The organism is Pseudoalteromonas sp. NCIMB 1079 (assembly GCF_040567695.1).
GTDB lineage: Bacteria > Pseudomonadota > Gammaproteobacteria > Enterobacterales > Alteromonadaceae > Pseudoalteromonas > Pseudoalteromonas distincta.
In genome coordinates, this window is sequence record NZ_JBEWZA010000001.1 from 589581 (window position 1) to 615546 (window position 25966).

A 25966-nucleotide genomic window follows, 5' to 3' on the forward strand; every position below is an offset into this window, starting at 1 on the left:
TTATGGCAAAGAATTCTATGAAAGCGCGCGAAGCAAAGCGCACAAAACTAGTTGCTCAGTACGCTGAAAAGCGCGCTGCACTAAAAGCTATCATCAGTGATGTTAACACATCTGAAGATGATCGTTGGGACGCGGTACTTAAGCTACAAGCTTTACCACGTGATTCTAGCCCTGCACGTCAACGTAATCGTTGTAACATTACGGGCCGCCCACATGGTTTCCTTCGCAAATTCGGCATGAGCCGTATTAAAGTTCGCGAAGCAGCTATGCGCGGTGAAATTCCTGGCCTTAAAAAGGCTAGCTGGTAATAGAATCATGGGAGTAAGACTATGAGCTTGCAAGATCCTATCGCGGATTTGTTCACACGAATTCGTAACGGTCAATCAGCGAAGAAAGTATCTGTAACGATGCCAACTTCAAAGCTGAAAGTAGCATTAGCTAAAGTACTAAAAGACGAAGGTTATATCGTAGATTTCGCTGTTAACGGCGAAACTAAACCTGAGCTTTCTATCGAGTTGAAGTACTTCGAAGGCAAAGCTGTAATTGAAAATATCCAGCGTGTAAGTCGCCCTGGTTTACGTATCTATAAGAAACGTGACCAATTACCTAAGGTAATGGGTGGTCTTGGTATCGCTATCGTATCAACTTCTAAAGGCCTAATGACAGACCGCGCAGCACGTAGTGCTGGTGTTGGTGGTGAAATCATTGGTTTTGTAGCTTAATCGGAGGGGAACTATGTCTCGCATAGCAAAGGCACCAATTACTGTTCCTGCCGGTGTAGAAGTTACATTAAAAGGCCAGGAAATCACAGTTAAAGGCAAAAACGGTGAACTTACTCGTACAATCAACAACGCTGTTGAAGTACAAGTTAATGACAACGTTATTACTACTTTACCTCGTGATGGCGTAGCTAATGCATGGGCTCAAGCAGGTACTGCTCGCGCTCTAATCAACAACATGGTTGTTGGTACGCATGAAGGTTACGAGAAGAAACTTCAGTTAGTAGGCGTGGGTTACCGTGCTGCAGCGAAGGGTAAAACATTAGATTTAACTCTTGGCTTCTCACACCCAGTTAATTTCGCAGTTCCTGAAGGAATTACGATTGAAACTCCAAGCCAAACAGAAGTTCTAGTTAAGGGCGTAGACAAGCAGTTAGTTGGTCAAACAGCTGCTAACATTCGTGCATACCGTAAACCTGAGCCTTATAAAGGTAAGGGTGTTCGTTATTCAGATGAGAATGTACGCCGTAAAGAGGCTAAGAAGAAGTAAGGTAAGACGATGGATAAAAAAACAGCTCGTCTACGTCGTGCTAAACGCACTCGTAGAAATTATATTGAACAAGGCACAACGCGTCTTGTTATCCACCGCACGCCACGTCACATATACGCTCAAGTTGTAAATGCTGAGGGTAATGTACTGGCTGCTGCTTCTACTGTTGAAAAGGCTATTAGCGAAACAGTTAAAGGCACCGGTAACGTTGAAGCTGCGCAAGCAGTTGGCAAAGCGGTTGCTGAACGTGCGGCTGACAAAGGCATCGAAAAGATTGCTTTTGATCGCAGTGGCTTTAAATATCACGGCCGTGTGAAGGCGCTAGCTGATGCTGCGCGTGAAGCCGGTTTGCAATTCTAGGAGTAGACTATGGCTAACGTAGAAGCAAAGCAACAACAGCCTGATCTAGCTGAAAAGCTAATCGCGGTGAACCGTGTGTCTAAAGTAGTTAAAGGTGGTCGTATCTTTAGCTTTACTGCACTAACTGTAGTTGGTGACGGCGCAGGTAAAGTAGGTTTTGGTTATGGTAAAGCACGTGAAGTTCCAGCTGCTATTCAAAAAGCAATGGAAAAAGCACGTCGCAACATGATCAATGTAGACCTAAATGGCAATACATTACAGCATCCTGTTAAGGGACGTCATGCTGGCTCACTAGTGTTCATGAAACCAGCCTCTGAAGGTACTGGTATCATCGCAGGTGGTGCTATGCGTGCAGTACTAGAAGTGACTGGTGTTCAGAACGTACTTTCTAAATGTTACGGTTCTACTAACCCAATCAACGTAGTGCGTGCAACGATTTCGGCTCTTGAGAATATGAATTCTCCACAGTCAATCGCTGCAAAACGTGGCCTTCGCGTAGACGAAATACTGGGGTAACCATGGCAAATCAAACTGTAAAAGTAACACAAGTAAAAAGCTCTATCGGTCGTTTACCGAAACATAAAGCTACATTACGCGGTCTTGGTTTACGTCGTATCAACCACACTGTTGAGTTAGAAGACACAGCATGTGTACGTGGTATGATAAACAAGGTTTCTTACATGGTTAAGGTAGAGGGTTAATTCGATGCATTTGAATACACTTTCACCTGCTGCAGGTTCAAAAACTGCTCCAAAACGTGTTGGTCGTGGTATCGGTTCTGGTCTAGGTAAGACTGGTGGTCGTGGTCACAAAGGTCAAAAATCACGTTCTGGCGGCAAAGTACGCGTTGGTTTTGAAGGCGGTCAAATGCCTATGCAACGTCGTCTACCTAAATTTGGTTTTACTTCTCGCAAATCTTTAGTATCTGCAGAAATAAACCTTTTTGAAATCGCTAAAGTTGAAGGCGATGTGGTAGACCTAAGCGCGTTACAAGCAGCTGGTCTAGTTAAAAAGAACGTTCTTTTCGTTAAAGTTGTTAAATCTGGCGAAGTTTCACGCGCTGTTACCGTTAAAGGCCTTAAAGCCTCTAAAGGTGCTCGCGAAGCTATTGAAGCTGCCGGAGGCAAGGTAGAAGACTAAGGAAGTACTAATGGCTAAACCAGGTCAAGATACAAAAAGTGCACAAGGTGGACTTTCGGAATTGAAGCGCCGATTACTCTTCGTATTGGGTGCTATCATAATTTACCGTCTAGGTTCATTTGTGCCGATCCCTGGGATTGACGCCGCTGTACTTGCCGATTTCTTCGAGCAACAAAAGGGCACCATTGTTGAAATGTTCAACATGTTCAGTGGTGGTGCACTTGAGCGAGCTTCAGTGTTAGCACTGGGTATTATGCCGTATATCTCGGCTTCGATTATTACGCAACTATTAACGCATATGTATCCTCCGTTTATAGAGCTTAAGAAAGAAGGTGAGCAAGGGCGTAAAAAAATTAGCCAGTACACACGCTATGGCACGCTTGTGCTAGCTACTATTCAATCAATCGGTATTGCTACTAGCTTACCGGGCATGATGGAGGGGTTAGTTGTTAACCCTGGTATGGGTTTCTATTTCACCGCTGTGGTGAGTTTAGTTACTGGTACTATGTTCCTTATGTGGTTGGGTGAACAAATAACAGAGCGTGGTATCGGTAACGGTATCTCTGTTTTAATATTTGTTGGTATTGTAGCTAACTTGCCGTCTGCTATTGGTTCGACAGTCGAAATGGCGCGCCAAGGTGATTTGAATGTTTTTGTACTGTTGATGGTTGCGGTAATCGTATTCGCTGTTACTTATCTTGTAGTGTTTTTCGAACGTGGACAACGTCGTATTGTTGTTAACTACGCTAAACGCCAACAAGGTCGTCAAGTATTTGCTGCCCAAAGCACGCATTTACCACTAAAAGTAAATATGGCGGGTGTTATTCCACCAATCTTCGCTAGCAGTATAATTCTGTTCCCTGGTACAATTGCTAGCTGGTTCGGCCAAGGTGAAGGTCCAGTCGCTGATGTATTACAAGCTGTTGCTACTACGTTGACTCCAGGTCAACCGTTGTACTCGCTTGTTTTAGCTGCGGCTATTATCTTCTTCTGCTTTTTCTACACAGCGTTGGTTTTTAACCCGCGTGAAACAGCAGATAACCTTAAGAAATCTGGCGCATTTATCCCAGGTATTCGTCCAGGTGAGCAGACATCTAAATACATTGATAAAGTGATGACACGCCTGACATTGGCAGGTGCTTTGTATATAACCTTTATCTGTCTGGTGCCTGAATTCATGACGATGGCGTGGCAAACGCCATTCTACTTCGGCGGTACATCAGTTTTGATTATCGTTGTAGTAATCATGGACTTTATGGCACAAGTACAGACTCACCTGATGTCTCATCAGTATGATTCTGTGCTGAAAAAAGCGAACCTTAAAGGCTACGGTCGATAAGGTCAGTTTACGGAGTTGAGCAATGAAAGTACGTGCTTCCGTTAAGAAAATATGCCGTAACTGTAAAGTTATTAAACGTGCTGGTGTAGTACGCGTAATTTGCAGTGAGCCTAAGCATAAGCAAAGGCAAGGCTAAGTAAACAGTCGTGCAGGCTGAGTTTTCTCGGCCTGTGTTTTTAGTAGTGATTTGGTCTTCGTTTGAGTATCCTTACGGGCTTTTCAAACTTTTGATTACCAAATTCGAATATAGGAGATGTGTTAGTGGCCCGTATTGCTGGCATTAACGTCCCTGATCATAAACATGCAGTTATTGGTTTAACAGCTATTTATGGCATAGGTAAGACTCGCTCTAAGGCTATCTTAGAAGCGACTGGTATCGCCGAAACCACAAAAATCGGTGAACTTTCAGACGAAATTCTTGACGTACTGCGTGATGCAGTTGGCAAGTACACTGTTGAAGGTGATCTTCGTCGTGAAGTTACTTTAAATATCAAGCGCCTAATGGACCTTGGTTGTTATCGTGGCCTACGTCACCGTCGCTCTTTACCACTACGTGGTCAAAGAACTAAGACTAACGCGCGCACCCGTAAGGGTCCTCGTAAGCCTATTAAGCGATAAGGGGATAGTATTATGGCTAAGACACCAATTCGTCGTAAAAAGGTTAAAAAACAAGTTGCTGATGGTATGGCTCATGTTCATGCGTCTTTCAACAACACTATTGTAACGATTACCGACCGTCAAGGTAATGCACTATCATGGGCTACTGCCGGTGGTTCAGGTTTCCGTGGTTCACGTAAATCTACACCATTTGCTGCTCAGGTTGCTGCAGAGCGTGCAGGTACTGCTGCTCAAGAATACGGTTTAAAAAATCTAGAAGTTTTCATTAAAGGTCCAGGTCCAGGTCGTGAATCTGCTGTACGTGCTTTGAATGCTGCTGGTTACCGTATTACCAACATTACTGACGTGACGCCAATACCACATAATGGTTGTCGTCCACCGAAGAAACGTCGCGTTTAACAATAGGTTAGGAGAAATAACATGGCAAGATATTTGGGCCCTAAGCTCAAGCTGAGTCGTCGTGAAGGTACTGACCTGTTCCTTAAGAGCGGCGTAAGAGCTATCGACTCTAAGTGTAAACTTGAGACTGCACCTGGTCAGCACGGCGCTCGTAAAGGTCGCTTATCTGATTACGGTTTACAATTACGTGAAAAGCAAAAAGTACGTCGTATCTACGGTGTATTAGAAAAGCAATTCCGTAACTACTACAAAGAAGCTGCTCGCCTTAAAGGCAACACAGGTGAAAACTTGTTACAGCTTTTAGAGCAACGTTTAGACAATGTTGTATATCGCATGGGTTTTGCTAGCACACGTGCAGAAGCACGTCAGTTAGTAAGCCATAAAGCGATTTTAGTTAATGGTCGTGTTGTGAACATTCCTTCATACGTAATTACTCCAGAAGATACTGTTGTAATCCGTGAGAAGTCTAAGACGCAAGCACGTATCATCGCTGCTCTAGAGTTGGCTGAGCAACGTGAAAAGCCGACTTGGGTTGAAGTTGACGGTAAGAAATTGGAAGGCAGCTTTAAGCGTCTACCTGAGCGTTCAGACCTGTCTGCGGACATTAATGAACAACTAATCGTCGAACTTTACTCTAAGTAAAGTTAAGAGTTAAGAGAGGATAAAATGCAGGGTTCTGTTACAGAATTTCTAAAACCAAGGTTAGTCGACATCGACGCTATCAACCCAACGCGTTCTAAAATAGTTTTAGAACCATTAGAGCGTGGCTTTGGCCATACTCTGGGTAATGCTTTACGCCGTATATTACTTTCATCTATGCCTGGATGTGCAGTAACTGAAGTTGAAATCGACGGTGTATTACATGAGTACAGCGCGAAAGAAGGCGTTCAAGAAGACATCATTGAAATACTATTAAACCTTAAAGGTTTAGCAGTAACGTTAGAAGGCAAAGATGAAGTTTTTCTGACCCTGACTAAATCTGGTGTAGGCCCTGTTACTGCGGCTGATATTCAGCACGATGGCGATGTAACAATTGCTAATCCAGATCACGTTATTTGTAATTTAACTACAAATAACAGCGAGATCAGCATGCGTATTCGTGTTGAACGTGGTCGTGGTTATGTGCCGGCATCTAGTCGTTTATCCTCTGATGACGATGAGCGTCCAATTGGTAGATTGTTGCTTGATGCATCATTTAGCCCAGTTGAACGTATTGCGTACTCGGTTGAATCAGCTCGAGTTGAGCAACGTACAGATTTAGACAAGTTAATCATTGATATGGAAACAAACGGCACTTTAGATCCAGAAGAAGCGATCCGCCGTGCGTCTACTATCTTAGCTGAGCAATTAGATGCATTCGTAGATTTACGTGATGTAACTGAGCCAGAAGAGAAAGAAGAGAAGCCAGAATTCGATCCTATTCTACTTCGTCCAGTTGATGATCTTGAATTAACAGTACGCTCAGCAAATTGTTTGAAAGCCGAGCAAATTCAATATATCGGTGATTTAGTTCAGCGCACTGAAGTTGAGCTTCTTAAAACGCCTAATTTAGGTAAGAAGTCTCTAACTGAAATTAAAGACGTGCTAGCTTCACGTGGACTTTCTCTAGGCATGCGCCTAGAAAATTGGCCACCTGCAAGCTTAGCTGAATAATCTAAATCACTATATTAGTTTAGTTAGAAGGATAGGGTCATGCGCCATCGTAAGAGTGGTCGTCAATTAAACCGTAACAGTAGCCATCGTAAAGCGATGTTTAGCAATATGGCAGGTTCTTTGGTGAAACATGAAATCATCAAAACTACTTTGCCAAAAGCGAAAGAGTTACGTCGTGTAATTGAACCTTTAATCACACTGGCTAAGACTGACAGTGTAGCAAATCGCCGTTTAGCGTTTGCTCGCACGCGTGATAATGAAGTTGTTGGTAAATTATTCAGTGAAATCGGTCCACGTAACGCGGATCGTCCAGGTGGTTACACTCGTATTCTTAAGTGTGGCTTCCGTACTGGTGATAATGCACCAATGGCTTATATTGAACTAGTTGGTCGCCCAGCGACTAGCGAAGCAGTTCAAGAAGACGCACAGTCTGCAGAGTAAGTCTTAAAGAAACCTAAAAGCCGAGCTTATGCTCGGCTTTTTCTTGCCTAAAATTTGTCAAACTATATGAACCAGTAATTACCTTCTATTATGAGCATCGACTCATAGATTCTGAATCGATAGGTTGTTTTTACAGTTATTTTAATAGCTCTGCCTAGTTATCCTTTACTTACCATCGATCCAAAATAGCCTATCCGGTTTTAGTTAAAGAGCATTTTTACTTTATATAGTGATTTACCGTTATTAATAATAGCACTTCGAATTTAACTACCATTAAGCAATCCCTAACGAAGTTTTTATTGATTAGAGCTGATCAGAAGATATAAGGGTCGCTCTCTTATCTATATACCGGTACTAAGAACCTCATAGTAAAGCTAACCATTGGGGCCTTAGTAAACTCACTTCTCAAATAAAAATATAGCCCAATGAATTTAAATCTCAGCTTTTGACTATTTCAAATGATTTTAGTAACACGACTCTTAACTTATTGGTTGGCTTTTTCAGCATTGATGATCCAAATATGCCTCCACTGATCACTAGTTACCATAACTTTGACTTTAAATAGCTCTATAAACCCCTCAATACAGGTGGTTTAGTTGTGTTTTTGAGCGTTTAGCTCAAATACTCAGCGAGCAGCACATTATTTCAAGTTTTCTTCAAAAAAGGGTTGATCTGTTTTCGGATCTCCCTATAATGCGACCCCACTGAGACGGGATATGGCGACGCGCAGCGGACGAAGCATAGCGAGGCACGAACTACTCAGAGAGTTAAATAAAACTTCGGTTTTAAATCTTCCAAAAGAAAGTTTAAAACAAAGTGTTGACTCGAAAAATAAAGGGTGTATTATTCGCATCCCTTGAGACGCTAAAGCGACTCAAAACGTTCTTTAACAATATAAAGCAATCATCTGTGTGGGCACTCGTACAGATTGAGTTCTAACAGCCAAGCTACTTCGTTCTTTATTGAGCAAGTAATGAGGCAAACAAATTAGAGTCTCAATTGAAACTGAGTGACCATATGTTATTAAAAGATTCAGCCTTGAGCTGTTTTGATTTTACTTTTTTAAAAGTGAAAATAATAACGCACAGTCAATTCGTTTTTGGCAACAAAAACAAAAATTCAGAATTCATTGAGCTGTCGAAAGACATAAAACTTTTTAATTGAAGAGTTTGATCATGGCTCAGATTGAACGCTGGCGGCAGGCCTAACACATGCAAGTCGAGCGGTAACAGAGAGTAGCTTGCTACTTTGCTGACGAGCGGCGGACGGGTGAGTAATGCTTGGGAACATGCCTTGAGGTGGGGGACAACAGTTGGAAACGACTGCTAATACCGCATAATGTCTACGGACCAAAGAGGGCTTCGGCTCTCGCCTTTAGATTGGCCCAAGTGGGATTAGCTAGTTGGTGAGGTAATGGCTCACCAAGGCGACGATCCCTAGCTGGTTTGAGAGGATGATCAGCCACACTGGGACTGAGACACGGCCCAGACTCCTACGGGAGGCAGCAGTGGGGAATATTGCACAATGGGCGCAAGCCTGATGCAGCCATGCCGCGTGTGTGAAGAAGGCCTTCGGGTTGTAAAGCACTTTCAGTCAGGAGGAAAGGTTAGTAGTTAATACCTGCTAGCTGTGACGTTACTGACAGAAGAAGCACCGGCTAACTCCGTGCCAGCAGCCGCGGTAATACGGAGGGTGCGAGCGTTAATCGGAATTACTGGGCGTAAAGCGTACGCAGGCGGTTTGTTAAGCGAGATGTGAAAGCCCCGGGCTCAACCTGGGAACTGCATTTCGAACTGGCAAACTAGAGTGTGATAGAGGGTGGTAGAATTTCAGGTGTAGCGGTGAAATGCGTAGAGATCTGAAGGAATACCGATGGCGAAGGCAGCCACCTGGGTCAACACTGACGCTCATGTACGAAAGCGTGGGGAGCAAACGGGATTAGATACCCCGGTAGTCCACGCCGTAAACGATGTCTACTAGAAGCTCGGAGCCTCGGTTCTGTTTTTCAAAGCTAACGCATTAAGTAGACCGCCTGGGGAGTACGGCCGCAAGGTTAAAACTCAAATGAATTGACGGGGGCCCGCACAAGCGGTGGAGCATGTGGTTTAATTCGATGCAACGCGAAGAACCTTACCTACACTTGACATACAGAGAACTTACCAGAGATGGTTTGGTGCCTTCGGGAACTCTGATACAGGTGCTGCATGGCTGTCGTCAGCTCGTGTTGTGAGATGTTGGGTTAAGTCCCGCAACGAGCGCAACCCCTATCCTTAGTTGCTAGCAGGTAATGCTGAGAACTCTAAGGAGACTGCCGGTGATAAACCGGAGGAAGGTGGGGACGACGTCAAGTCATCATGGCCCTTACGTGTAGGGCTACACACGTGCTACAATGGCGCATACAGAGTGCTGCGAACTCGCGAGAGTAAGCGAATCACTTAAAGTGCGTCGTAGTCCGGATTGGAGTCTGCAACTCGACTCCATGAAGTCGGAATCGCTAGTAATCGCGTATCAGAATGACGCGGTGAATACGTTCCCGGGCCTTGTACACACCGCCCGTCACACCATGGGAGTGGGTTGCTCCAGAAGTAGATAGTCTAACCCTCGGGAGGACGTTTACCACGGAGTGATTCATGACTGGGGTGAAGTCGTAACAAGGTAGCCCTAGGGGAACCTGGGGCTGGATCACCTCCTTATACGATTTAGAACTTATTTGTTCGTAGTGTCCACACAGATGATTGTTAATTAGTGCGTGTCCTTCGGGATAACTAATTAATATGCTCTTTAAAAATTTGGAAAAGCTGATAATAAAATTCTGATAGATACATTGTATTTATCAAGAGTTTTCAAAAGTAAAAAAAGAATGGTAGCAGTACCATTCAGTGCCATTTAATTAACTCTTAGGAGTTGATTGATTGGTATCTACTTTAGTATTCAATATTGACTTCTGGCGAAGTTAAACTGTCACAAAACAAAGACCCGTTTGGGTTGTATGGTTAAGTGACTAAGCGTACACGGTGGATGCCTTGGCAGTTGGAGGCGATGAAGGACGTATTAACTTGCGATAAGCCTAGTCAAGCTAGTAAAAAGCGCTTGAGACTAGGATTTCCGAATGGGGAAACCCACCTGCTTGCAGGTATCGTTAACTGAATACATAGGTTAACGAGGCGAACGCGGAGAACTGAAACATCTAAGTACCCGTAGGAAAAGAAATCAACCGAGATTCCGAAAGTAGCGGCGAGCGAAATCGGAACAGCCCTTAAGCTTATTATGTGTTAATGGAAGGCTCTGGAAAGTGCCACGATACAGGGTGATAGTCCCGTACATGAAAAGACATTTTAAGTGAAATCGAGTAGGTCGGAGCACGTGAAACTTTGACTGAATATAGGTGGACCATCATCTAAGGCTAAATACTCCCAACTGACCGATAGTGAACCAGTACCGTGAGGGAAAGGCGAAAAGAACCCCTGTGAGGGGAGTGAAATAGAACCTGAAACCGTGTACGTACAAGCAGTAGGAGCCCACTTGTTGGGTGACTGCGTACCTTTTGTATAATGGGTCAGCGACTTATATTTTGTAGCGAGGTTAACCGAATAGGGTAGCCGTAGGGAAACCGAGTCTTAACTGGGCGAATAGTTGCAAGGTATAGACCCGAAACCCGGTGATCTAGCCATGGGCAGGTTGAAGGTTGAGTAACATCAACTGGAGGACCGAACCCACTAACGTTGAAAAGTTAGGGGATGACCTGTGGCTAGGAGTGAAAGGCTAATCAAACCGGGAGATAGCTGGTTCTCCCCGAAATCTATTTAGGTAGAGCCTCGGACGAATACTTACGGGGGTAGAGCACTGTTAAGGCTAGGGGGTCATCCCGACTTACCAACCCTTTGCAAACTCCGAATACCGTAAAGTAATATCCGGGAGACACACGGCGGGTGCTAACGTCCGTCGTGAAGAGGGAAACAACCCAGACCGCCAGCTAAGGTCCCAAAGTCATAGTTAAGTGGGAAACGATGTGGAAAGGCCCAGACAGCCAGGAGGTTGGCTTAGAAGCAGCCATCCTTTAAAGAAAGCGTAATAGCTCACTGGTCGAGTCGGTCTGCGCGGAAGATGTAACGGGGCTAAACTATGCACCGAAGCTGCGGATTCAGAATTTATTCTGAGTGGTAGGGGAGCGTTCTGTAAGCGGTTGAAGGTGTACCGGGAGGTATGCTGGACGTATCAGAAGTGCGAATGCTGACATGAGTAACGATAATGGGAGTGAAAAACTCCCACGCCGGAAGACCAAGGGTTCCTATCCCATGTTAATCAGGGTAGGGTAAGTCGACCCCTAAGGCGAGGCCGAAAGGCGTAGTCGATGGGAAACAGATTAATATTTCTGTACTCGATATAATTGCGATGGGGGGACGGAGCAGGCTAAACAAGCATGGCGTTGGTAGTCCATGTGAAAGTGAGTAGGTTGGCGACTTAGGTAAATCCGGGTTGCTATTAAGACTGAGACACGAGACGAGTCACTACGGTGATGAAGTTGTTGATGCCATACTTCCAGGAAAAGCCTCTAAGCTTCAGATTATATGGAATCGTACCCCAAACCGACACAGGTGGTCAGGTAGAGAATACTAAGGCGCTTGAGAGAACTCGGGTGAAGGAACTAGGCAAAATCGTACCGTAACTTCGGGAGAAGGTACGCTCCTATCTGTGATGAGACTTGCTCTCTAAGCGGACGGGAGCCGCAGTGACCAGGTGGCTGGGACTGTTTATTAAAAACACAGCACTGTGCAAAATCGCAAGATGACGTATACGGTGTGACACCTGCCCGGTGCCGGAAGGTTAATTGATGGGGTTATCCTTAGGGAGAAGCTCTTGATCGAAGCCCCGGTAAACGGCGGCCGTAACTATAACGGTCCTAAGGTAGCGAAATTCCTTGTCGGGTAAGTTCCGACCTGCACGAATGGTGTAACCATGGCCACGCTGTCTCCACCCGAGACTCAGTGAAATTGAAATCGCAGTGAAGATGCTGTGTACCCGCGGCTAGACGGAAAGACCCCGTGAACCTTTACTACAGCTTGGCACTGAACATTGAACCTACATGTGTAGGATAGGTGGGAGACTTTGAAGCAGCGACGCTAGTTGTTGTGGAGTCGTCCTTGAAATACCACCCTTGTAGTTTTGATGTTCTAACGTTGGCCCCTGAATCGGGGTTACGGACAGTGCCTGGTGGGTAGTTTGACTGGGGCGGTCTCCTCCTAAAGAGTAACGGAGGAGCACGAAGGTTGGCTAAGTACGGTCGGACATCGTACGGTTAGTGTAATGGTAGAAGCCAGCTTAACTGCGAGACAGACACGTCGAGCAGGTACGAAAGTAGGTCATAGTGATCCGGTGGTTCTGAATGGAAGGGCCATCGCTCAACGGATAAAAGGTACTCCGGGGATAACAGGCTGATACCGCCCAAGAGTTCATATCGACGGCGGTGTTTGGCACCTCGATGTCGGCTCATCACATCCTGGGGCTGAAGTCGGTCCCAAGGGTATGGCTGTTCGCCATTTAAAGTGGTACGCGAGCTGGGTTTAGAACGTCGTGAGACAGTTCGGTCCCTATCTGCCGTGGGCGTTTGAGAATTGAGAGGGGTTGCTCCTAGTACGAGAGGACCGGAGTGAACGAACCGCTGGTGTTCGGGTTGTCATGCCAATGGCATTGCCCGGTAGCTACGTTCGGAACTGATAAGCGCTGAAAGCATCTAAGCGCGAAGCAGGCCTCGAGATGAGTTCTCACTAGACTTTTAAAGTCTCTGAAGGGCCGTTGAAGACTACAACGTTGATAGGCAAGATGTGGAAGTGGTGTGAGCCATTAAGCTAACTTGTACTAATTACCCGTGAGGCTTAACCATACAACGCCAAACGCGTTTTATGTGATAGTGAAACAAGCGAAGAAGTTAATATAACTAAAGTAGAAATTACTTAGAAAGACTTAAAAAATATTATCAGATATTTTCCAAATTCAGTTAGTGCGTAGCGATACGAATTAACGCCCAAATTTGCTTGGTGACAATAGCGTTTTGGACCCACCTGACTCCATGCCGAACTCAGTAGTGAAACGAAACAGCGCCGATGATAGTGTAGCATTTGCTATGTGAAAGTAGGACATTACCAGGCTTCAAATTGTAGAGAGCCCGACTAGAAATAGTCGGGCTTTTTTACGTCTGTAGGAAAGTGAAAAAGCAGGTTCGAGGTGAAAGGTATTAGGTTAAAGGAAGAGAATTGAACAGACCCAATTCCACGACATACTAATGCGTAAGCGTCCGAGCAACGACACCTAGCAGAATTGAAAATACCGTCAGTTTCTACTGGAGGTATTATGCAAAAAAGAACCCTTAATGACTAATGCCGATCAGTTAAGAAAATGACCGGTTGACCGATCCAAACGATCATGCAAAATCCGTAGTTAGGAAACTAACTACGGATTTTTTGTGAATATAGAACAAGCACTGCAAGCAACACTTGAAGAAAGCAGCCGATACCATACCTTTGAAAAATTATCAGAAATTCTTGACCCTGAAATCATTGAACAAGGTTTTCAACAAGCAGGGATTGCAACCGTTCGTAAGCGAAGATTACCGCTTGAAGCCGTTTTGTGGTCAGTTATTGGCATGGCATTGTTTCGAAAAGAATCAGTTTGGAATATCGCTAATAAGCTAGATATCATGTTACCTGGCAAGAACCAACTCGTTGCTCCAAGTGCGATGGTACAGGCGAGACAAAGGTTAGGTGATGATTCCGTTAAACACGTTTTCAATAAATCTGCTCAATCAATGTATAAGCAACAGTCATTCGAAACATGGAATGGTTTGAACCTATTAGCTGTTGACGGTGTTGTGTGGCGAACAGCCGACACGCCTGATAATCGTAAAGCCTTCTCTTCAGGTAGCAACCAATACGGTGATACAGCCTTTCCTCAAATACGCATGGTCTGTCATATGGAATTGACCAGCCATCAACTTCTCAGTAGCGAGTTTGATAACTATAAAACCAACGAGATGAAATTAGCTGAGCGTTTAATTGAACGTACACCAGATAATTCACTGACTATGTTTGATAAAGGATATTATTCTTTAGGCCTGTTAAACCGTTGGCATCAAACTGGGGAGATGAGGCACTGGCTGATACCAGCAAGGCCCGACTTACAGTATGAAATCATCTCCAGCGCGGGTAAAAATGACCATATCATTGAATTGAAAACCACAAAGCATGCACAAAAAAACTTTCCCGATGTTCCTGAAACGATTAAAGCGAGATTAATCAGCAAAACAATAAAGGGCAAAAGCTACCGTATATTAACCTCGATGACGGATAGATTGCGTTATCCAGGTAATGAAATTGTTGAATTATATTGTCATCGTTGGGAGATAGAACTTGGGTTTAGAGAAATCAAACAAACCATGCTTGATAGCGCATACCATTTAAGAAGTAAGCGTCCAGACATGGTGCGTCAGGAGCTATGGGGCGTGTTACTCGCCTATAATTTAATACGAAGAATAATGACTGCGTAATACCATGATGCCGATCGCTCAATACCATTCAAGCCGATCACTTTTTTGTCTGTCAGTAGACCTCAGTAAAATCTAACTTGAGTGATCGGCATCAGTCAAGAAATTTAGTTTTTTTCGCATCGACTCGCCTTTTAATTCCAACTTTATCGCCCCGTGCACAAGCCTATCTAGAATCGCATCCGCGTGGGTCGATTCTCCGATCATTTCATACCAATTTTCTATCGGTAATTGACTCGCAATTAAGGTCGATTTTGTATCATATCTTGCATCAATTAATTCCAGTAAATCACTCCGTTGTTGAGCCGTTAATGGCTCTAATCCCCAATCATCTAAGATCAGTAAATTGGCAGAGCTAAGCTTGTTGATCAGTTTTCGATAACTACCATCGGCTTGCGCTAGAAACATCTTTTCTAATAGCTCTTTGAGCCTAAAATAATAAACGCTACTCCCTTGTTGGCAGTGGTTTTGACCAAGCGCGCAAGCGAGGTAAGTTTTGCCACAACCTGTTGCTCCTGTGATCAAGATGTTTTGGTGAAGACGAAGCCATTCACCTTGTGCTAATGAACGGATCTGAGCTTTATCGAGTTGTCGTGCTGCGCCATAGTTGAGTTGGGCAAGTGTGCCGCCAACTCTGAACTTTGCTTGTCGCGTTAGGCGATCTATTTTACGCTGATCACGCTGCGTTATTTCATGTTCAAGCAATAAACTTAGCCGCTCTTCGAAGCTTTGTTCAACGTATAAATTGGGTTGCTCGTATTGCTGCAATAGCGCATCACGTATGCCGCTTAGCTTTAAATTACTTAACTGATTATTAACTTGTTGATTGATATTTTGCATAAGTTTTCCTATGGTTTGTTAATTTTTATTAATGGTAATAGTGGTTGCCACGGATATTTTTATGATCAATATCTTGTAGTAAATCACCTTGAGCTTGTGGCAAGGGTTGTTTATCCAAGCCTTTTTCTAAGATAGTCTTTACTTGTTTAACGCGAGTAACACCTGTGGTTAATGCGCGATGACAGGCGGCTTCAAGACGTTGATCACTAAACTTTTTACCTAGGCTTAATAACCCCATACAAGCACGGTAGCTTTGCTCTGGATGTTTTTTAGCTCGCATCAATTGCATAACAAACTGCTCAGTTGATGTGCCAAATTTACTCGCCCAGCGTTCGAACCGCTGTGGTGTCCATTGTTGCTGCTTTTGATGAGCGATAGGCATATGCAGATCAAGCGTGGTGTGCGCACCTTCTCGGTATGATCTGGGGTGAACAGCGACTCGTATGCCTTGATGGTAGAGTGTCACCAACTTCCCGGAGGCATGGGCTTCAAGCTTTTGTTTAATTAAGGTATGTGGCACTGAGTAGTAGTGCTTTTCAATTTCCACATGATAATCAATATGCACGCTCACCTGTTTTACTAAGGTATAGCTGTAAGGCTGTGTGGGCAGTGGTTTGAGTGCAGGTCTGTCGATAGCATCAAACTGACTGAGCCGTGAGCCAGGATGCTTTTTCATTTTCCGTTGATTTAAATCGACCAGTAATGCTTGTATTTTCAGGTTCAATCGACGCAAGCTAAAGAAGGTTTCATTGCGAAGGCGCGCCATTATCCAACGTTCAACAATTTGCACACCCACTTCAGCCTTAGCCTTATCCTTTGGTTTATAGGGTCTAGCGGGCACAATGACCGTATCGTAATGTGTCGCTAGTTGTTGGTAGGTTGGATTTAAGTCAGGCTCATATCGACACGGTTTGGTGACGGCACTTTTAAGGTTGTCAGGAATTATTAGCTCAGGAACACCGCCAAGAAACTCAAAACAACGGGCGTGACTCATCACCCAATCTTCGAGTTTCTGGCTGTAAGTCGCTTCGGCATAGGTATAATTTGATGCACCCATGACCTCAACGAACACTTGTGTAGTACGACACTCGCCTGTACTTGTATCAACAATACTCATGGTTGGGCCACAGTAATCCACAAACAGTTTTTCACCTGCTTTATGATTTTGTCGCATGGAGGGTTTTTGGCATTTAAGCCATGCCTTGTACTGACGGCAGAAGTGAGTGTAACTGTAAAAACCTTCCGCGTGCCGCTCTTTGTATTCTTCCCAAAGCAGCAACAACGTCATGGTTTTAGGCCGAAGCTCTTGCTGAACTAACGACCAGTCAGGAATGGTAAAGCCTTTTAATCGAGGCTTTGTTTTGAAGAACGCTCGTTGCAGAGCGTGATCATCCCACTTCTCATCAAGCGGCCAGTAAGTAATATCTAACTCTGCTGATTTACAGGCATATTTAGACACGATTGAGGGTGAAACAGATAAGCTTGTTGCTATCTGACGATGACTGAGTTTACAGCTGTATTTTAGTCTTAAAATCTCTTTAAGTTTACGCATTGAAATAGGTGCCGTTGGCATGGTCATTCTCATCATCAAAAATGAAAAGAATAACGGTTAAAAATACCTACTGGCTAGACAAAAACGTGTACAAATTGAACGATACCATTCAAGCCGATCACTCAATACCATTTTGACCGAAAAGTGATCGGCATCGATGGTATTGAGTGATCTCGATGGATGGTATTAGGTGATCGGCTTAGATAGTATTAGGTGATCGCGATGCATGAGAATATGCAATGACGATGGCGGCGACAGTCACAGGGATATGGCCTAACCAGCTTAGTTTCTCTAGCAGTTCGATGGCTGTCATTCAGTATTTCTCGTCAGTATCTATAATGAGCCCAGGGAACATTCCAATACACTGGCAGCACTTACTCGATACACTGGTCTTATTTAAGCTTCCAGCTAGACGAGAGGATAGAAGATATCCCCGATGGGTTAAGCCAAAACCATCTAAGTATCCCCATAAAAAGAAAGATGCCAGTCAGCTTAACTGACAGGCATTACCCTTAATGACTGGCAAAAATTGATTGAGCAGCAACAAACCAGCGGCTTATCTATTGTCGCATTTTGTAAAGAAAACATGTTACCCACTTCAAACTTTTATAAATATCGGTCTAAGTTACAAGACGCTGCAAAAGCACCTAAATTGGTGAAAGTGCAAAACAAAGCCATTCCCCATAAAGTGAATGCCTCAATCACGTTATCTCATGGTGAAACTCATTTAACTATACCAACCTCATCTGAGCCTACATGGGTGGCTAATTTAATAAAGGCGCTGCAAGCATGAACATGTTTATTGATGTGCCCGACGTGTACCTTTGCAATCAGTTTGTCGACTTCAGAAAATCCATTAATGGCTTAGCGGCCATTGTTGAAAGTGAACTCGAACTGTCCGTGCTATCCGGTGCCGTGTTTGTTTTTTGTAATAAAAGCCGAGATAAGCTGAAGATATTGTATTGGGATAACACAGGCTTTGCCCTGTGGTATAAACGCCTCGATAAGCACAAATTTAAATGGCCGAAAAACCTCAGCGCCGACACACTAAACTTAACCGAGCAACAATTACACTGGTTATTATCTGGGTATGATGTCATAGGGCATCAACAAATCAACATCGAAAACGCTAGCATTATTTAGATCGTCGCGGGATCAATATTAACCATCGCATTAAGCTAGTTTACGGTAAAAAACATTATAAAATAAAAGGATGAATATTGATGTTAACTGCCTTCCAGACGATCCGGCTTTGCTTAAAAAGCTGCTGGCAGAGCACGCTGAAAAATTAGCGCAAGCGACTGCAAGAAACCGGTATCTAGAGGAACAATTCCGCCTAGCGCAACAAAAACAATTTGGTAAAAGTGCTGAAGTCTTTGACGCACAAGGTGAATTGTTTAATGAAGCCGAAGACATCATTGAGCAACCTGATGAGCTTGCTACGCAAGAGATTAGCTACACTCGCAAAACACCAAAGCGCAAACCATTACCCAAAGACTTACCCCGTGAGCAAGTGATTCATGACATTGCCGAAGAAGACAAGTTGTGTAACTGCTGTGGTAATGAGTTGCATAAAATGGGTGAAGACGTCAGCGAAAAGATCGACTTCGTCCCCGCAAAGATAAAAGTCATTGAGCATATTCGCCCAAAGTACGCGTGTCGTGAATGTGATAAGTCAGGGTCGAATAACAGTATTAAACAAGCCAAGATGCCAAACATGGCCATCAACAAAGGCATGGCCACGTCCAGTTTGTTAAGTCAAATCATCACCAGCAAATATCAATATGCATGCCACTGCACAGACAAGAGTCGATGTTCAAGCAATACGGCATTGAGCTTAGCCGTAAAACCATGAGTGACTGGGTACTCGCATCCGCTACCTTGTTTGAACCGCTGATACAACGACTGAAACACGCGTTACTTAAACAGCCTGCGATACATGCCGATGAAACGACGGTCAATGTGGTCAACGCCGACAAAGTAAAAAGTTACATGTGGCTATATTGTACCGGCACGGATTCGCCATCGGCTATAAATAAACACAACCCAATACCAAACATTGTGCTTTACGACTATCAAAACAGTCGGGCAGCTTCCTGTGTGGTTAATTATCTGGATGGCTATTCGGGCTATTTACAGGTTGATGGTTATCAAGCGTATGCACAAACGCAATCAACACTCGTTGGTTGCTGGGCCCATGCACGTCGTAAATTTATAGAAGCAAAACACGTGCAGGGTAAAAACAAGACAGGCAAAGCCGACGTAGTCTTGAGTCTTATTCAAAAACTGTACGGCATTGAATCAAAACTCAACGATAAAACACCAGAACAAAAGCATGAAATAAGGCAAGAGCAAGCGAAACCTATTATTGATAAACTGCATAAATGGCTAGAGCAAAACCAGCCACGTTTAGTCGGGAAAACCAAGTTAGCAGAGGCAGCAACCTATCTCGCTAATCAATGGCATAAACTTATAGTTTACCTTGAAAATGGTCAGCTTAATATCGACAATAACCGCGCCGAGCGCGCTATCAAACCATTTGTTATTGGCCGTAAGAACTGGATGTTTAGCCAAACCTCACGCGGCGCAATGGCAAGCGCTCACCTATACAGCATCATCGAAACTGCAAGATCCAACGGCTTAACGCCATTTGATTACATCATGCATTGCCTCGATGAGCTTTGTCAGCCTGAGCCAGACATAGAACAATTATTGCCTTGGAATATCAATATCTAGGTGATGATCACCGGACGTTTACGATGTTGCATGTAATATTTTTAAGAATTCAAAAACCAGCGCGCATTTATCAGATCCATTATTTCGATATACCGATGTAGCAATTTCTAAAAAGGAAAAGCAGCTAAAATTAGAATCTATCGAAGACTTATCCAATTTCTCCATAGCAGCCTATCAAGGAGCAAAAGATTTATTGGGTGAACAGTTTAAAATAATGACTTTGTCGAATCTAACGTATGTAGAACACCCGCATCCAAAAAACACAACTCTTGCCATGTTAGCCGGTAAAAAAGACATTAGAATTGGCGATATCAATATCTTTTATTTTGATTTGAAAAATCAAAACTACAACAACAACGATATTAAAACACAAGAATTTGACATCCATCATTTATGGCCTGATGTATATTCACACATGGCATTTAAAGATGAAATTTTGCGAGATAAAGTGAATATACAAATTAAAAATATGTCAGAGGACGGCAGTCTCGAAAATATTTATAAACAGTATATTAAGTATCCATAAAAATTATAGCCTCTATTTGTAGGATTTATTGTACCTTCAACAGCTACTCTACCCCTCTAAAATATCAAACTGGTAACTTACACGCTTGTTATAACGAGTATTTTTATCCACTAATATACTCGGAAACTGTAGTTGGTTAACAGCGTCAACATAACCTTGGCTTTCTAAGCAGACACCTTGATAAGCATCAAAGGCGCCGGATAAAAACTTACCAGTATAAAATTGAATACAAGGCTGGTCGGTATACACAGAAACAGCTATGCCATTTTTGATTGATGTTAACCTTGCTTTCTCCTGCTTAAATGAACTTTTTTGCAATACAAAACAATGATCAAAACCTGACTCATCAATCACTTGCTGATAGTTAGACTGTTCTATTAACTGACTAATTTTTAGATCCGATTTTAGGTTTGCTGATTGGCCTAATTTATTACAATCGATGATCTCGCCAGTCGGTAAACCATCGCTGTATTTTTCTAAAAATGAATCGGCATTTAACAAAACCGTTAAATCGGCACATGATTCTTCACCAAGGGTAAAATAACAATGATTGGTTAAGTTTATTGCTGAGGTTTTGTCACTGACAGCGTGGTAGTTAATTTCTAACCGGTTGCTATCGGTTAACTTATATTCCACGGAGTATTCGACATTACCAGGAAATCCTATTTCTTGATCGGCAATCATTAACTGGTAACAGACACTATTGTCAGTAACTTCAGCGGCCCGCCAAAAGCGCAATGACAAATTATCTTCACCGGAATGAAGGCAATTCTCGCCATCGTTCTTATTAAGGGAATAACTTGTACCTTCAACCACCATCTTTGCATCTTTAATCCGATTACACACAGGTCCGCAAGTTGCGCCAATATAGTATGGGTCAGTTAAAAAGTCATTGGCCTCATCATATGTCAATGTCATTTCGGTTAACTGACCGTTTATCGGCAATTTAATGGATTTTACCCGAGCACCAAAATCAATTAACTCAACCCGCATTCCATTAATATTTTGTAAAACTTGAGTACTAACACTGGCCATTATTTATCGTAACCATTTGGGTTATTCGACTGCCAACGCCAAGTATCTTCCATCATTTCAGCTAAATTACGTTTGGCTTGCCAATTCAATTGAGTATTGGCTTTTTGCGCATTAGCCCAAAATGCAGGTAAATCACCAGAACGTCGAGGCGACACTTGATATGGAATCGCTTTATTTACCGCTTTTTCAAAGGCGGTAATAATGTTAAATACAGAAATGCCTTTGCCAGTTCCTAGATTAAAGGCCTCGACACCGGTGAAATTAACATTTTTTTGTAACCAATTTAATGCCGCAACATGGCCTTCGGCTAAATCCATAACGTGTAAATAATCTCGTTCACAGCTGCCATCTGTAGTATCGTAATCGTCGCCAAATATACTTAACTTGTCACGTTTACCTACCGCAACTTGCGCCACAAATGGCAATAAATTATTTGGGATACCTTTAGGATCTTCACCTATGCTGCCGCTAGGATGCGCACCTATAGGATTAAAGTAGCGTAATGAAACACCTCTGAATCTATCATTGGCGTTGGCTTGATCAGCCATGATACGCTCAACCATTACTTTTGTTGCCCCGTAAGGACTTGATGGCGTCCCTAGTTTCATCGACTCGACATACGGTATTTCATTTTCTTCACCGTACACGGTAGCGGAAGAGCTAAATATAAAGTTTTGTACATTATACTTTTGCATTACTTCCAATAAACATACCGAGCCATGCACGTTATTTTGATAGTAATTCAACGGAATTTGACCTGACTCACCCACCGCTTTTAATGCCGCAAAATGAATAACAGCATCAATGTTATGGGTGTTAAATACCGCCTCTAATTCATTGACGTTACAAATATCACCTTGGATAAAATCAACACTTTTACCGGTCAATTTTTCCACTCGGTTTAAGGACTCTTCACTTGAATTACAAAGGTTGTCATAAACAACAACTTGATGATCATTTTCCAACAAACACAAAACGGTATGAGAGCCGATATAACCGGCTCCACCTGTTACTAACACTTTCATTTATTTAATACCTTTATATTCTTAGCCACAATGTACGGAATACTTTTGCCCTAACGATTAAATGCGCCATCCGATGCAACACAGACATAAATATGTTCTTTTAGACCGGTTTTTTGCTGGTAGTTTTGTGAGATTTTTAGTTTTATATCATCAACTAAATCTTTAGGTGTCAACGCCACCACACAACCACCAAAACCGCCGCCAGTCATACGGACTCCGCCTTTATTACCTAACTCAGAACCAATTAGTTCTACCAGATAATCCATCTCTGGAGTGGTCACCGCAAAGTCATCTTTTAACGATATATGCGACTCAGCCATTAACTCACTCATCTTTATCATATCATTGTTTTGTAAAGCGATTAATGCGGATTCTGTACGAGCATTTTCTGTGATCACATGTTTTGCACGTCTCACTAAGTCTGGAGTTAGTTTATCTTGTGCCGATAACAATTGCTCTAGAGTGACATCTCTTAGGGCTGGCTGATTAAAATAACGAGCAACTTCTTCACATTGTTGACGTCTGGTATTGTATTCACTATCAACCAAGCCTCGTTTCACATTTGAATTAACGATTAGCAGCGCCATTGAATTTGGAATAGGTGCATGTTGGTAAGTTAAGGTTCGACAGTCTAATAACATCGCATTATTTTTTTTGCCCAACGCCGAAATCAGTTGATCCATAATCCCGCAGTTACAGCCGACAAAGTTATTCTCAGCCTGCTGGCCCAATAATGCCGCCTGCACACCACCAAGATCAATGTCATTTAATTGAGCAAATGTTTTTAATATGGCAATTTCAAAGCTTGCCGACGAGCTTAACCCCGCGCCTTGTGGCACGTTACCTGTAACGACTAAATCGGCACCTACAATGTCTGTGTACTGTTTAGTTAATACTTGTAAGGTGCCGCCAATGTAATTAACCCACATTTTTTCGTTATTAAATTCGATATTATCTAACGAAAACTCAACGGTTTCATTATTACAATCTACCGCTAATACACGAATAATCTTATCATCTCGTTTGCTCGCCGCGATGTCAGTACCAAAATTTATCGCTGCCGGTAAAACAAAGCCATCATTGTAGTCAGTATGATCGCCAATCAAATTTACTCGGCCAGGACCATGGGTTAATAAGCTCGGCTTAGTGCCAAAATGGTTAATATACTTTTCGCTAACTAAATCAAACTGGCTCATTATTTTTGCCCTTTATAATGTACTGACGATGCATCTCTTAATCTTTGAGCCGCTTGTTCGGCGGTAAGGTCTCTTTGAGCTTCCGCCATCATTTCATAACCAACCATGAATTTACGTACCGTCGCTGAACGTAACAATGGCGGGAAAAAGCTCGCGTGCAATGTCCACTCTTTATGATCTTCACCATCATAAGGCGCGCCATGCCAACCCATAGAATATGGAAAAGAAGTATTAAACAAGTTGTCATATCGAATGGTGATCTGCTGAATAATATCCGCCAAGGTAACTTGTTGTTGCGCGGTTAAGTCCGTCATTCTTTGGATAGGAAAGCGTGGTAATAGTAGTGTTTCAAAAGGCCATGCTGCCCAATATGGAACTACCACTAACCAATCTTCATTACTTACCACGGTACGTTCTTCTGAATCAAACTCACGTTGTGTGTAATCTTCTAACAGGTTTGTTCCGTGCTCTGCTAAATATGCTGCTTGAGCGTTTTGCTTTTTTTGTACCAATGTCGGCAGTTGTTGTTGTGCCCAAATTTGGCCATGAGGGTGCGGATTTGAACACCCCATTACCGCGCCTTTATTTTCAAATACCTGTACCCAGTTATAGGTTTTGCCGATTTGCTGGCATTGCTCTTGCCATGTTTGAACTACCCTAGTAATTTCTTCAACACTTAACTGAGGTAAGGTTTTACTGTGATCTGGAGAGAAACAAATAACTCGACTTTCACCTTGCTCGGTTTGCATTTTAAATAACGGATCGTCTGTACTAACAACCGGTGTGTCTGATTTTAAAGCGGCAAAGTCATTCTGAAATACAAAAGTACTATCATACTCAGGATTTACTTCACCATTGATTCTGGTATTGCCAGAGCATAAAAAGCAACTGCTGTCGTAGGCTGGATTTTGTTTTTCATCCAGCGCTTCTATTTGCCCCTGCCAAGGACGTTTAGCTCGATGTGGTGACACTAACACCCATTCATTAATTAACGGATTATATCGACGATGAGGGTGTTCTGTTGGGTCGAAAGCTGTGCTCATGATTAGTTACCTAATTAAATTCAATAAGCAAAGTGTAAACGTTTACATTTTAATCTACAAGTATAATTTTACACTTTGAAACGTAATAATTTTAAAAGGAAATACACAGAAATAAGATATGTAAACGTTTTGACTTTTAACCATAGGAAATACCATGTAATATCAGACAAAATTCTATACGAAAATTATTTATGTCAACCATAAAAGATGTAGCAAAGGAAGCTGGCGTTTCAATCGCCACTGTCTCACGAGTGGTAAACAATGGCCCTAAAGTAAGCGAAAAAACCAAAAATAAAGTGCTGTCTATTATGGCAAAATTGGGCTATCGCCCAAACGAAAATGCCAGAGCATTAGTGACCCAAAAAAGTACAACATTAGGTGTAGTGATCCCAGATTTAACCGACCCTTTTTTTGCCTCTCTCGCTAATGGTGTGGATAAAGTCGCTCGCCAAAATAATATGCAGCTTCTACTGAGTACCGGTATGGTCAGTGAAGAGTCTGAACGACAGGCGATAAATCTACTGTTAGAACGACGTTGTGAGTCTATCGTTATCCATAGTAAAAAACTGCCGGATCAGGAACTGATCGAATTAGCCAACAACGTACCGGGCTTCGTATTAATTGATCGGTTTATCGAGCAAATAGCCCAGAAGTGTGTTTGGCTTGATAATGAAGAAGGTGGAAAAATTGCAGCAAGGCATTTAATGTCTCTAGGACATACAAAATTTGCCTGTATTTCAAGTCACTACGCAATCGATGATCCCGCATTACGCTTCAAAGGATTTCAGCAGGAAATTGCGGAATCTGGCTCTTCATTGTTACCGCACCATACTGTACAAGAAAAACCAACGTTACAAGGTGGTGAAATAGCGACACAGAAATTGTTATCGAGTGATTCAAGTTTTGATGCTATTTTTGTGTACAACGATGCAATGGCCATTGGTGCGATCTGTACCCTTGAAGATAACGGCTTTAAAGTGCCAAATGATATATCAGTGATTGGTTTCGATGACGTATTATTGTCCCGCTACTCTCGACCAAAACTAACCACCTTGCACTACCCTGTTGAAGAAATGGCGGAATTTGCAGCTCAACTAGCATTAAAAAAAGTCACCAATATATCAGCAGAGCAACTTAAAAAAGGCTTTAAATACATACCTAGATTAGTAAAACGCGAATCCACCGGATTAAAAAGCTAAGTTAATCTTCAAAGCACTGGTAATGTCTTTCACGGATATTATCTGTGTGTTAGACCTG

Annotated in this window: 26 protein-coding genes, 3 rRNA genes and 1 pseudogene; 24 read left to right on the plus strand and 6 right to left on the minus strand. The window is 42.9% G+C overall.

Going from position 1 to position 25966, the window contains the following annotated elements; genetic code table 11:
* The first annotated feature begins 2 nt into the window (after positions 1-2).
* From rpsN to ABX891_RS02795, 18 genes are all read left to right on the plus strand, one after another.
* Positions 3-308, plus strand: a complete 306-nt coding sequence (rpsN, locus tag ABX891_RS02710; protein ID WP_006794245.1) for a 30S ribosomal protein S14 — start codon at positions 3-5, stop codon at positions 306-308.
* A gap of 21 nt (positions 309-329) precedes the next feature.
* Entirely contained in the window at positions 330-722 is a 393-nt protein-coding gene (rpsH, locus tag ABX891_RS02715; protein ID WP_002959491.1) for a 30S ribosomal protein S8, read from the plus strand.
* Between the two features lie 13 nt (positions 723-735).
* Positions 736-1269: a 50S ribosomal protein L6 gene (gene rplF, locus ABX891_RS02720; RefSeq protein ID WP_002959488.1), complete on the plus strand. Its 534-nt coding sequence runs from the start codon at positions 736-738 to the stop codon at positions 1267-1269.
* Positions 1270-1278: 9 nt separating this feature from the next.
* Complete coding sequence (rplR, locus tag ABX891_RS02725; RefSeq protein ID WP_002959486.1) at positions 1279-1629, plus strand: 50S ribosomal protein L18; 351 nt, start codon at positions 1279-1281, stop codon at positions 1627-1629.
* A 9-nt stretch (positions 1630-1638) separates the two neighbouring features.
* A complete protein-coding gene (gene rpsE, locus ABX891_RS02730; protein WP_002959485.1) occupies positions 1639-2145 on the plus strand; it encodes a 30S ribosomal protein S5 in 507 nt (168 codons plus the stop codon).
* 2 nt (positions 2146-2147) lie between these two features.
* On the plus strand, positions 2148-2330 hold the full coding sequence (rpmD, locus tag ABX891_RS02735; RefSeq protein ID WP_002959482.1) for a 50S ribosomal protein L30: 183 nt from the start codon (positions 2148-2150) through the stop codon (positions 2328-2330).
* A gap of 4 nt (positions 2331-2334) precedes the next feature.
* Positions 2335-2769 carry a 50S ribosomal protein L15 gene (gene rplO / locus ABX891_RS02740; protein ID WP_002959480.1) on the plus strand — a complete coding sequence of 145 codons (435 nt, stop codon included), beginning with the start codon at positions 2335-2337 and terminating at the stop codon, positions 2767-2769.
* 10 nt (positions 2770-2779) lie between these two features.
* The gene (gene secY / locus ABX891_RS02745; protein ID WP_002959478.1) at positions 2780-4108 is read left to right on the plus strand and encodes a preprotein translocase subunit SecY; all 1329 of its coding nucleotides are present in this window, start codon (positions 2780-2782) and stop codon (positions 4106-4108) included.
* Between the two features lie 22 nt (positions 4109-4130).
* Positions 4131-4244 (plus strand): 50S ribosomal protein L36, encoded by a 114-nt coding sequence (gene rpmJ, locus ABX891_RS02750; protein WP_002959476.1) that lies wholly within the window; start codon positions 4131-4133, stop codon positions 4242-4244.
* Positions 4245-4369: 125 nt separating this feature from the next.
* On the plus strand, positions 4370-4726 hold the full coding sequence (gene rpsM, locus ABX891_RS02755; RefSeq protein ID WP_002959473.1) for a 30S ribosomal protein S13: 357 nt from the start codon (positions 4370-4372) through the stop codon (positions 4724-4726).
* Positions 4727-4738: 12 nt separating this feature from the next.
* Positions 4739-5125 (plus strand): 30S ribosomal protein S11, encoded by a 387-nt coding sequence (gene rpsK / locus ABX891_RS02760; RefSeq protein ID WP_002959471.1) that lies wholly within the window; start codon positions 4739-4741, stop codon positions 5123-5125.
* Positions 5126-5146: 21 nt separating this feature from the next.
* Positions 5147-5767 (plus strand): 30S ribosomal protein S4, encoded by a 621-nt coding sequence (rpsD, locus tag ABX891_RS02765; protein WP_002959461.1) that lies wholly within the window; start codon positions 5147-5149, stop codon positions 5765-5767.
* A 24-nt stretch (positions 5768-5791) separates the two neighbouring features.
* A complete protein-coding gene (locus ABX891_RS02770; protein ID WP_002959452.1) occupies positions 5792-6778 on the plus strand; it encodes a DNA-directed RNA polymerase subunit alpha in 987 nt (328 codons plus the stop codon).
* A 39-nt stretch (positions 6779-6817) separates the two neighbouring features.
* Positions 6818-7219, plus strand: a complete 402-nt coding sequence (rplQ, locus tag ABX891_RS02775; RefSeq protein ID WP_002959450.1) for a 50S ribosomal protein L17 — start codon at positions 6818-6820, stop codon at positions 7217-7219.
* Between the two features lie 1157 nt (positions 7220-8376).
* A 16S ribosomal RNA gene (locus tag ABX891_RS02780) occupies positions 8377-9912 on the plus strand.
* A gap of 298 nt (positions 9913-10210) precedes the next feature.
* A 23S ribosomal RNA gene (locus ABX891_RS02785) occupies positions 10211-13100 on the plus strand.
* Positions 13101-13250: 150 nt separating this feature from the next.
* Positions 13251-13365 (plus strand): 5S ribosomal RNA (rrf, locus tag ABX891_RS02790).
* Together the 16S, 23S and 5S rRNA genes form the textbook arrangement of a ribosomal RNA operon.
* Before the next feature lie 314 nt (positions 13366-13679).
* Complete coding sequence (locus tag ABX891_RS02795; RefSeq protein WP_354628859.1) at positions 13680-14759, plus strand: IS4 family transposase; 1080 nt, start codon at positions 13680-13682, stop codon at positions 14757-14759.
* Positions 14760-14831: 72 nt separating this feature from the next.
* Here ABX891_RS02795 and istB read toward each other — a convergent pair whose 3' ends face one another.
* The gene (gene istB / locus ABX891_RS02800; protein WP_008111090.1) at positions 14832-15596 is read right to left on the minus strand and encodes an IS21-like element ISShfr5 family helper ATPase IstB; all 765 of its coding nucleotides are present in this window, start codon (positions 15594-15596) and stop codon (positions 14832-14834) included.
* A gap of 28 nt (positions 15597-15624) precedes the next feature.
* Positions 15625-17169: an IS21 family transposase gene (istA, locus tag ABX891_RS02805; RefSeq protein ID WP_354628860.1), complete on the minus strand. Its 1545-nt coding sequence runs from the start codon at positions 17167-17169 to the stop codon at positions 15625-15627.
* Positions 17170-17393: 224 nt separating this feature from the next.
* On the opposite strand from istA, the gene ABX891_RS02810 reads away from it, so the two are divergent.
* From ABX891_RS02810 to ABX891_RS20555, 5 genes and pseudogenes are all read left to right on the plus strand, one after another.
* The gene (locus ABX891_RS02810) at positions 17394-17648 is read left to right on the plus strand and encodes a hypothetical protein (protein ID WP_309167769.1); all 255 of its coding nucleotides are present in this window, start codon (positions 17394-17396) and stop codon (positions 17646-17648) included.
* 29 nt (positions 17649-17677) lie between these two features.
* Positions 17678-17941: an IS66 family insertion sequence element accessory protein TnpA gene (tnpA, locus tag ABX891_RS02815; RefSeq protein ID WP_309167768.1), complete on the plus strand. Its 264-nt coding sequence runs from the start codon at positions 17678-17680 to the stop codon at positions 17939-17941.
* Entirely contained in the window at positions 17938-18291 is a 354-nt protein-coding gene (gene tnpB, locus ABX891_RS02820) for an IS66 family insertion sequence element accessory protein TnpB (RefSeq protein ID WP_024596033.1), read from the plus strand. The genes tnpA and tnpB overlap by 4 nt, the downstream gene beginning before the upstream one ends.
* 70 nt (positions 18292-18361) lie before the next feature.
* A pseudogene (gene tnpC / locus ABX891_RS02825) lies at positions 18362-19884 on the plus strand (IS66 family transposase).
* Between the two features lie 214 nt (positions 19885-20098).
* Positions 20099-20410: a type 2 periplasmic-binding domain-containing protein gene (locus tag ABX891_RS20555; RefSeq protein ID WP_375144328.1), complete on the plus strand. Its 312-nt coding sequence runs from the start codon at positions 20099-20101 to the stop codon at positions 20408-20410.
* A gap of 48 nt (positions 20411-20458) precedes the next feature.
* On the opposite strand, the gene ABX891_RS02835 is transcribed toward ABX891_RS20555, so the two are convergent.
* Genes ABX891_RS02835 through ABX891_RS02850 form a run of 4 tightly spaced genes read right to left on the minus strand, consistent with a single transcriptional unit; the run spans position 20459 to position 24709 of the window.
* A complete protein-coding gene (locus tag ABX891_RS02835; protein WP_309167767.1) occupies positions 20459-21445 on the minus strand; it encodes an aldose epimerase family protein in 987 nt (328 codons plus the stop codon).
* Positions 21445-22470, minus strand: coding sequence for a UDP-glucose 4-epimerase GalE (gene galE / locus ABX891_RS02840; protein WP_309167766.1), 1026 nt, complete (start codon positions 22468-22470; stop codon positions 21445-21447). Before galE ends, ABX891_RS02835 begins: the two co-directional genes overlap by 1 nt.
* A 50-nt stretch (positions 22471-22520) precedes the next feature.
* Complete coding sequence (gene galK, locus ABX891_RS02845) at positions 22521-23666, minus strand: galactokinase (RefSeq protein WP_354628861.1); 1146 nt, start codon at positions 23664-23666, stop codon at positions 22521-22523.
* Positions 23666-24709, minus strand: a complete 1044-nt coding sequence (locus ABX891_RS02850; protein ID WP_354628862.1) for a UDP-glucose--hexose-1-phosphate uridylyltransferase — start codon at positions 24707-24709, stop codon at positions 23666-23668. Before ABX891_RS02850 ends, galK begins: the two co-directional genes overlap by 1 nt.
* Positions 24710-24900: 191 nt before the next feature.
* On the opposite strand from ABX891_RS02850, the gene ABX891_RS02855 reads away from it, so the two are divergent.
* Positions 24901-25908, plus strand: a complete 1008-nt coding sequence (locus tag ABX891_RS02855; RefSeq protein WP_309167763.1) for a LacI family DNA-binding transcriptional regulator — start codon at positions 24901-24903, stop codon at positions 25906-25908.
* Positions 25909-25966: the final 58 nt, after the last annotated feature.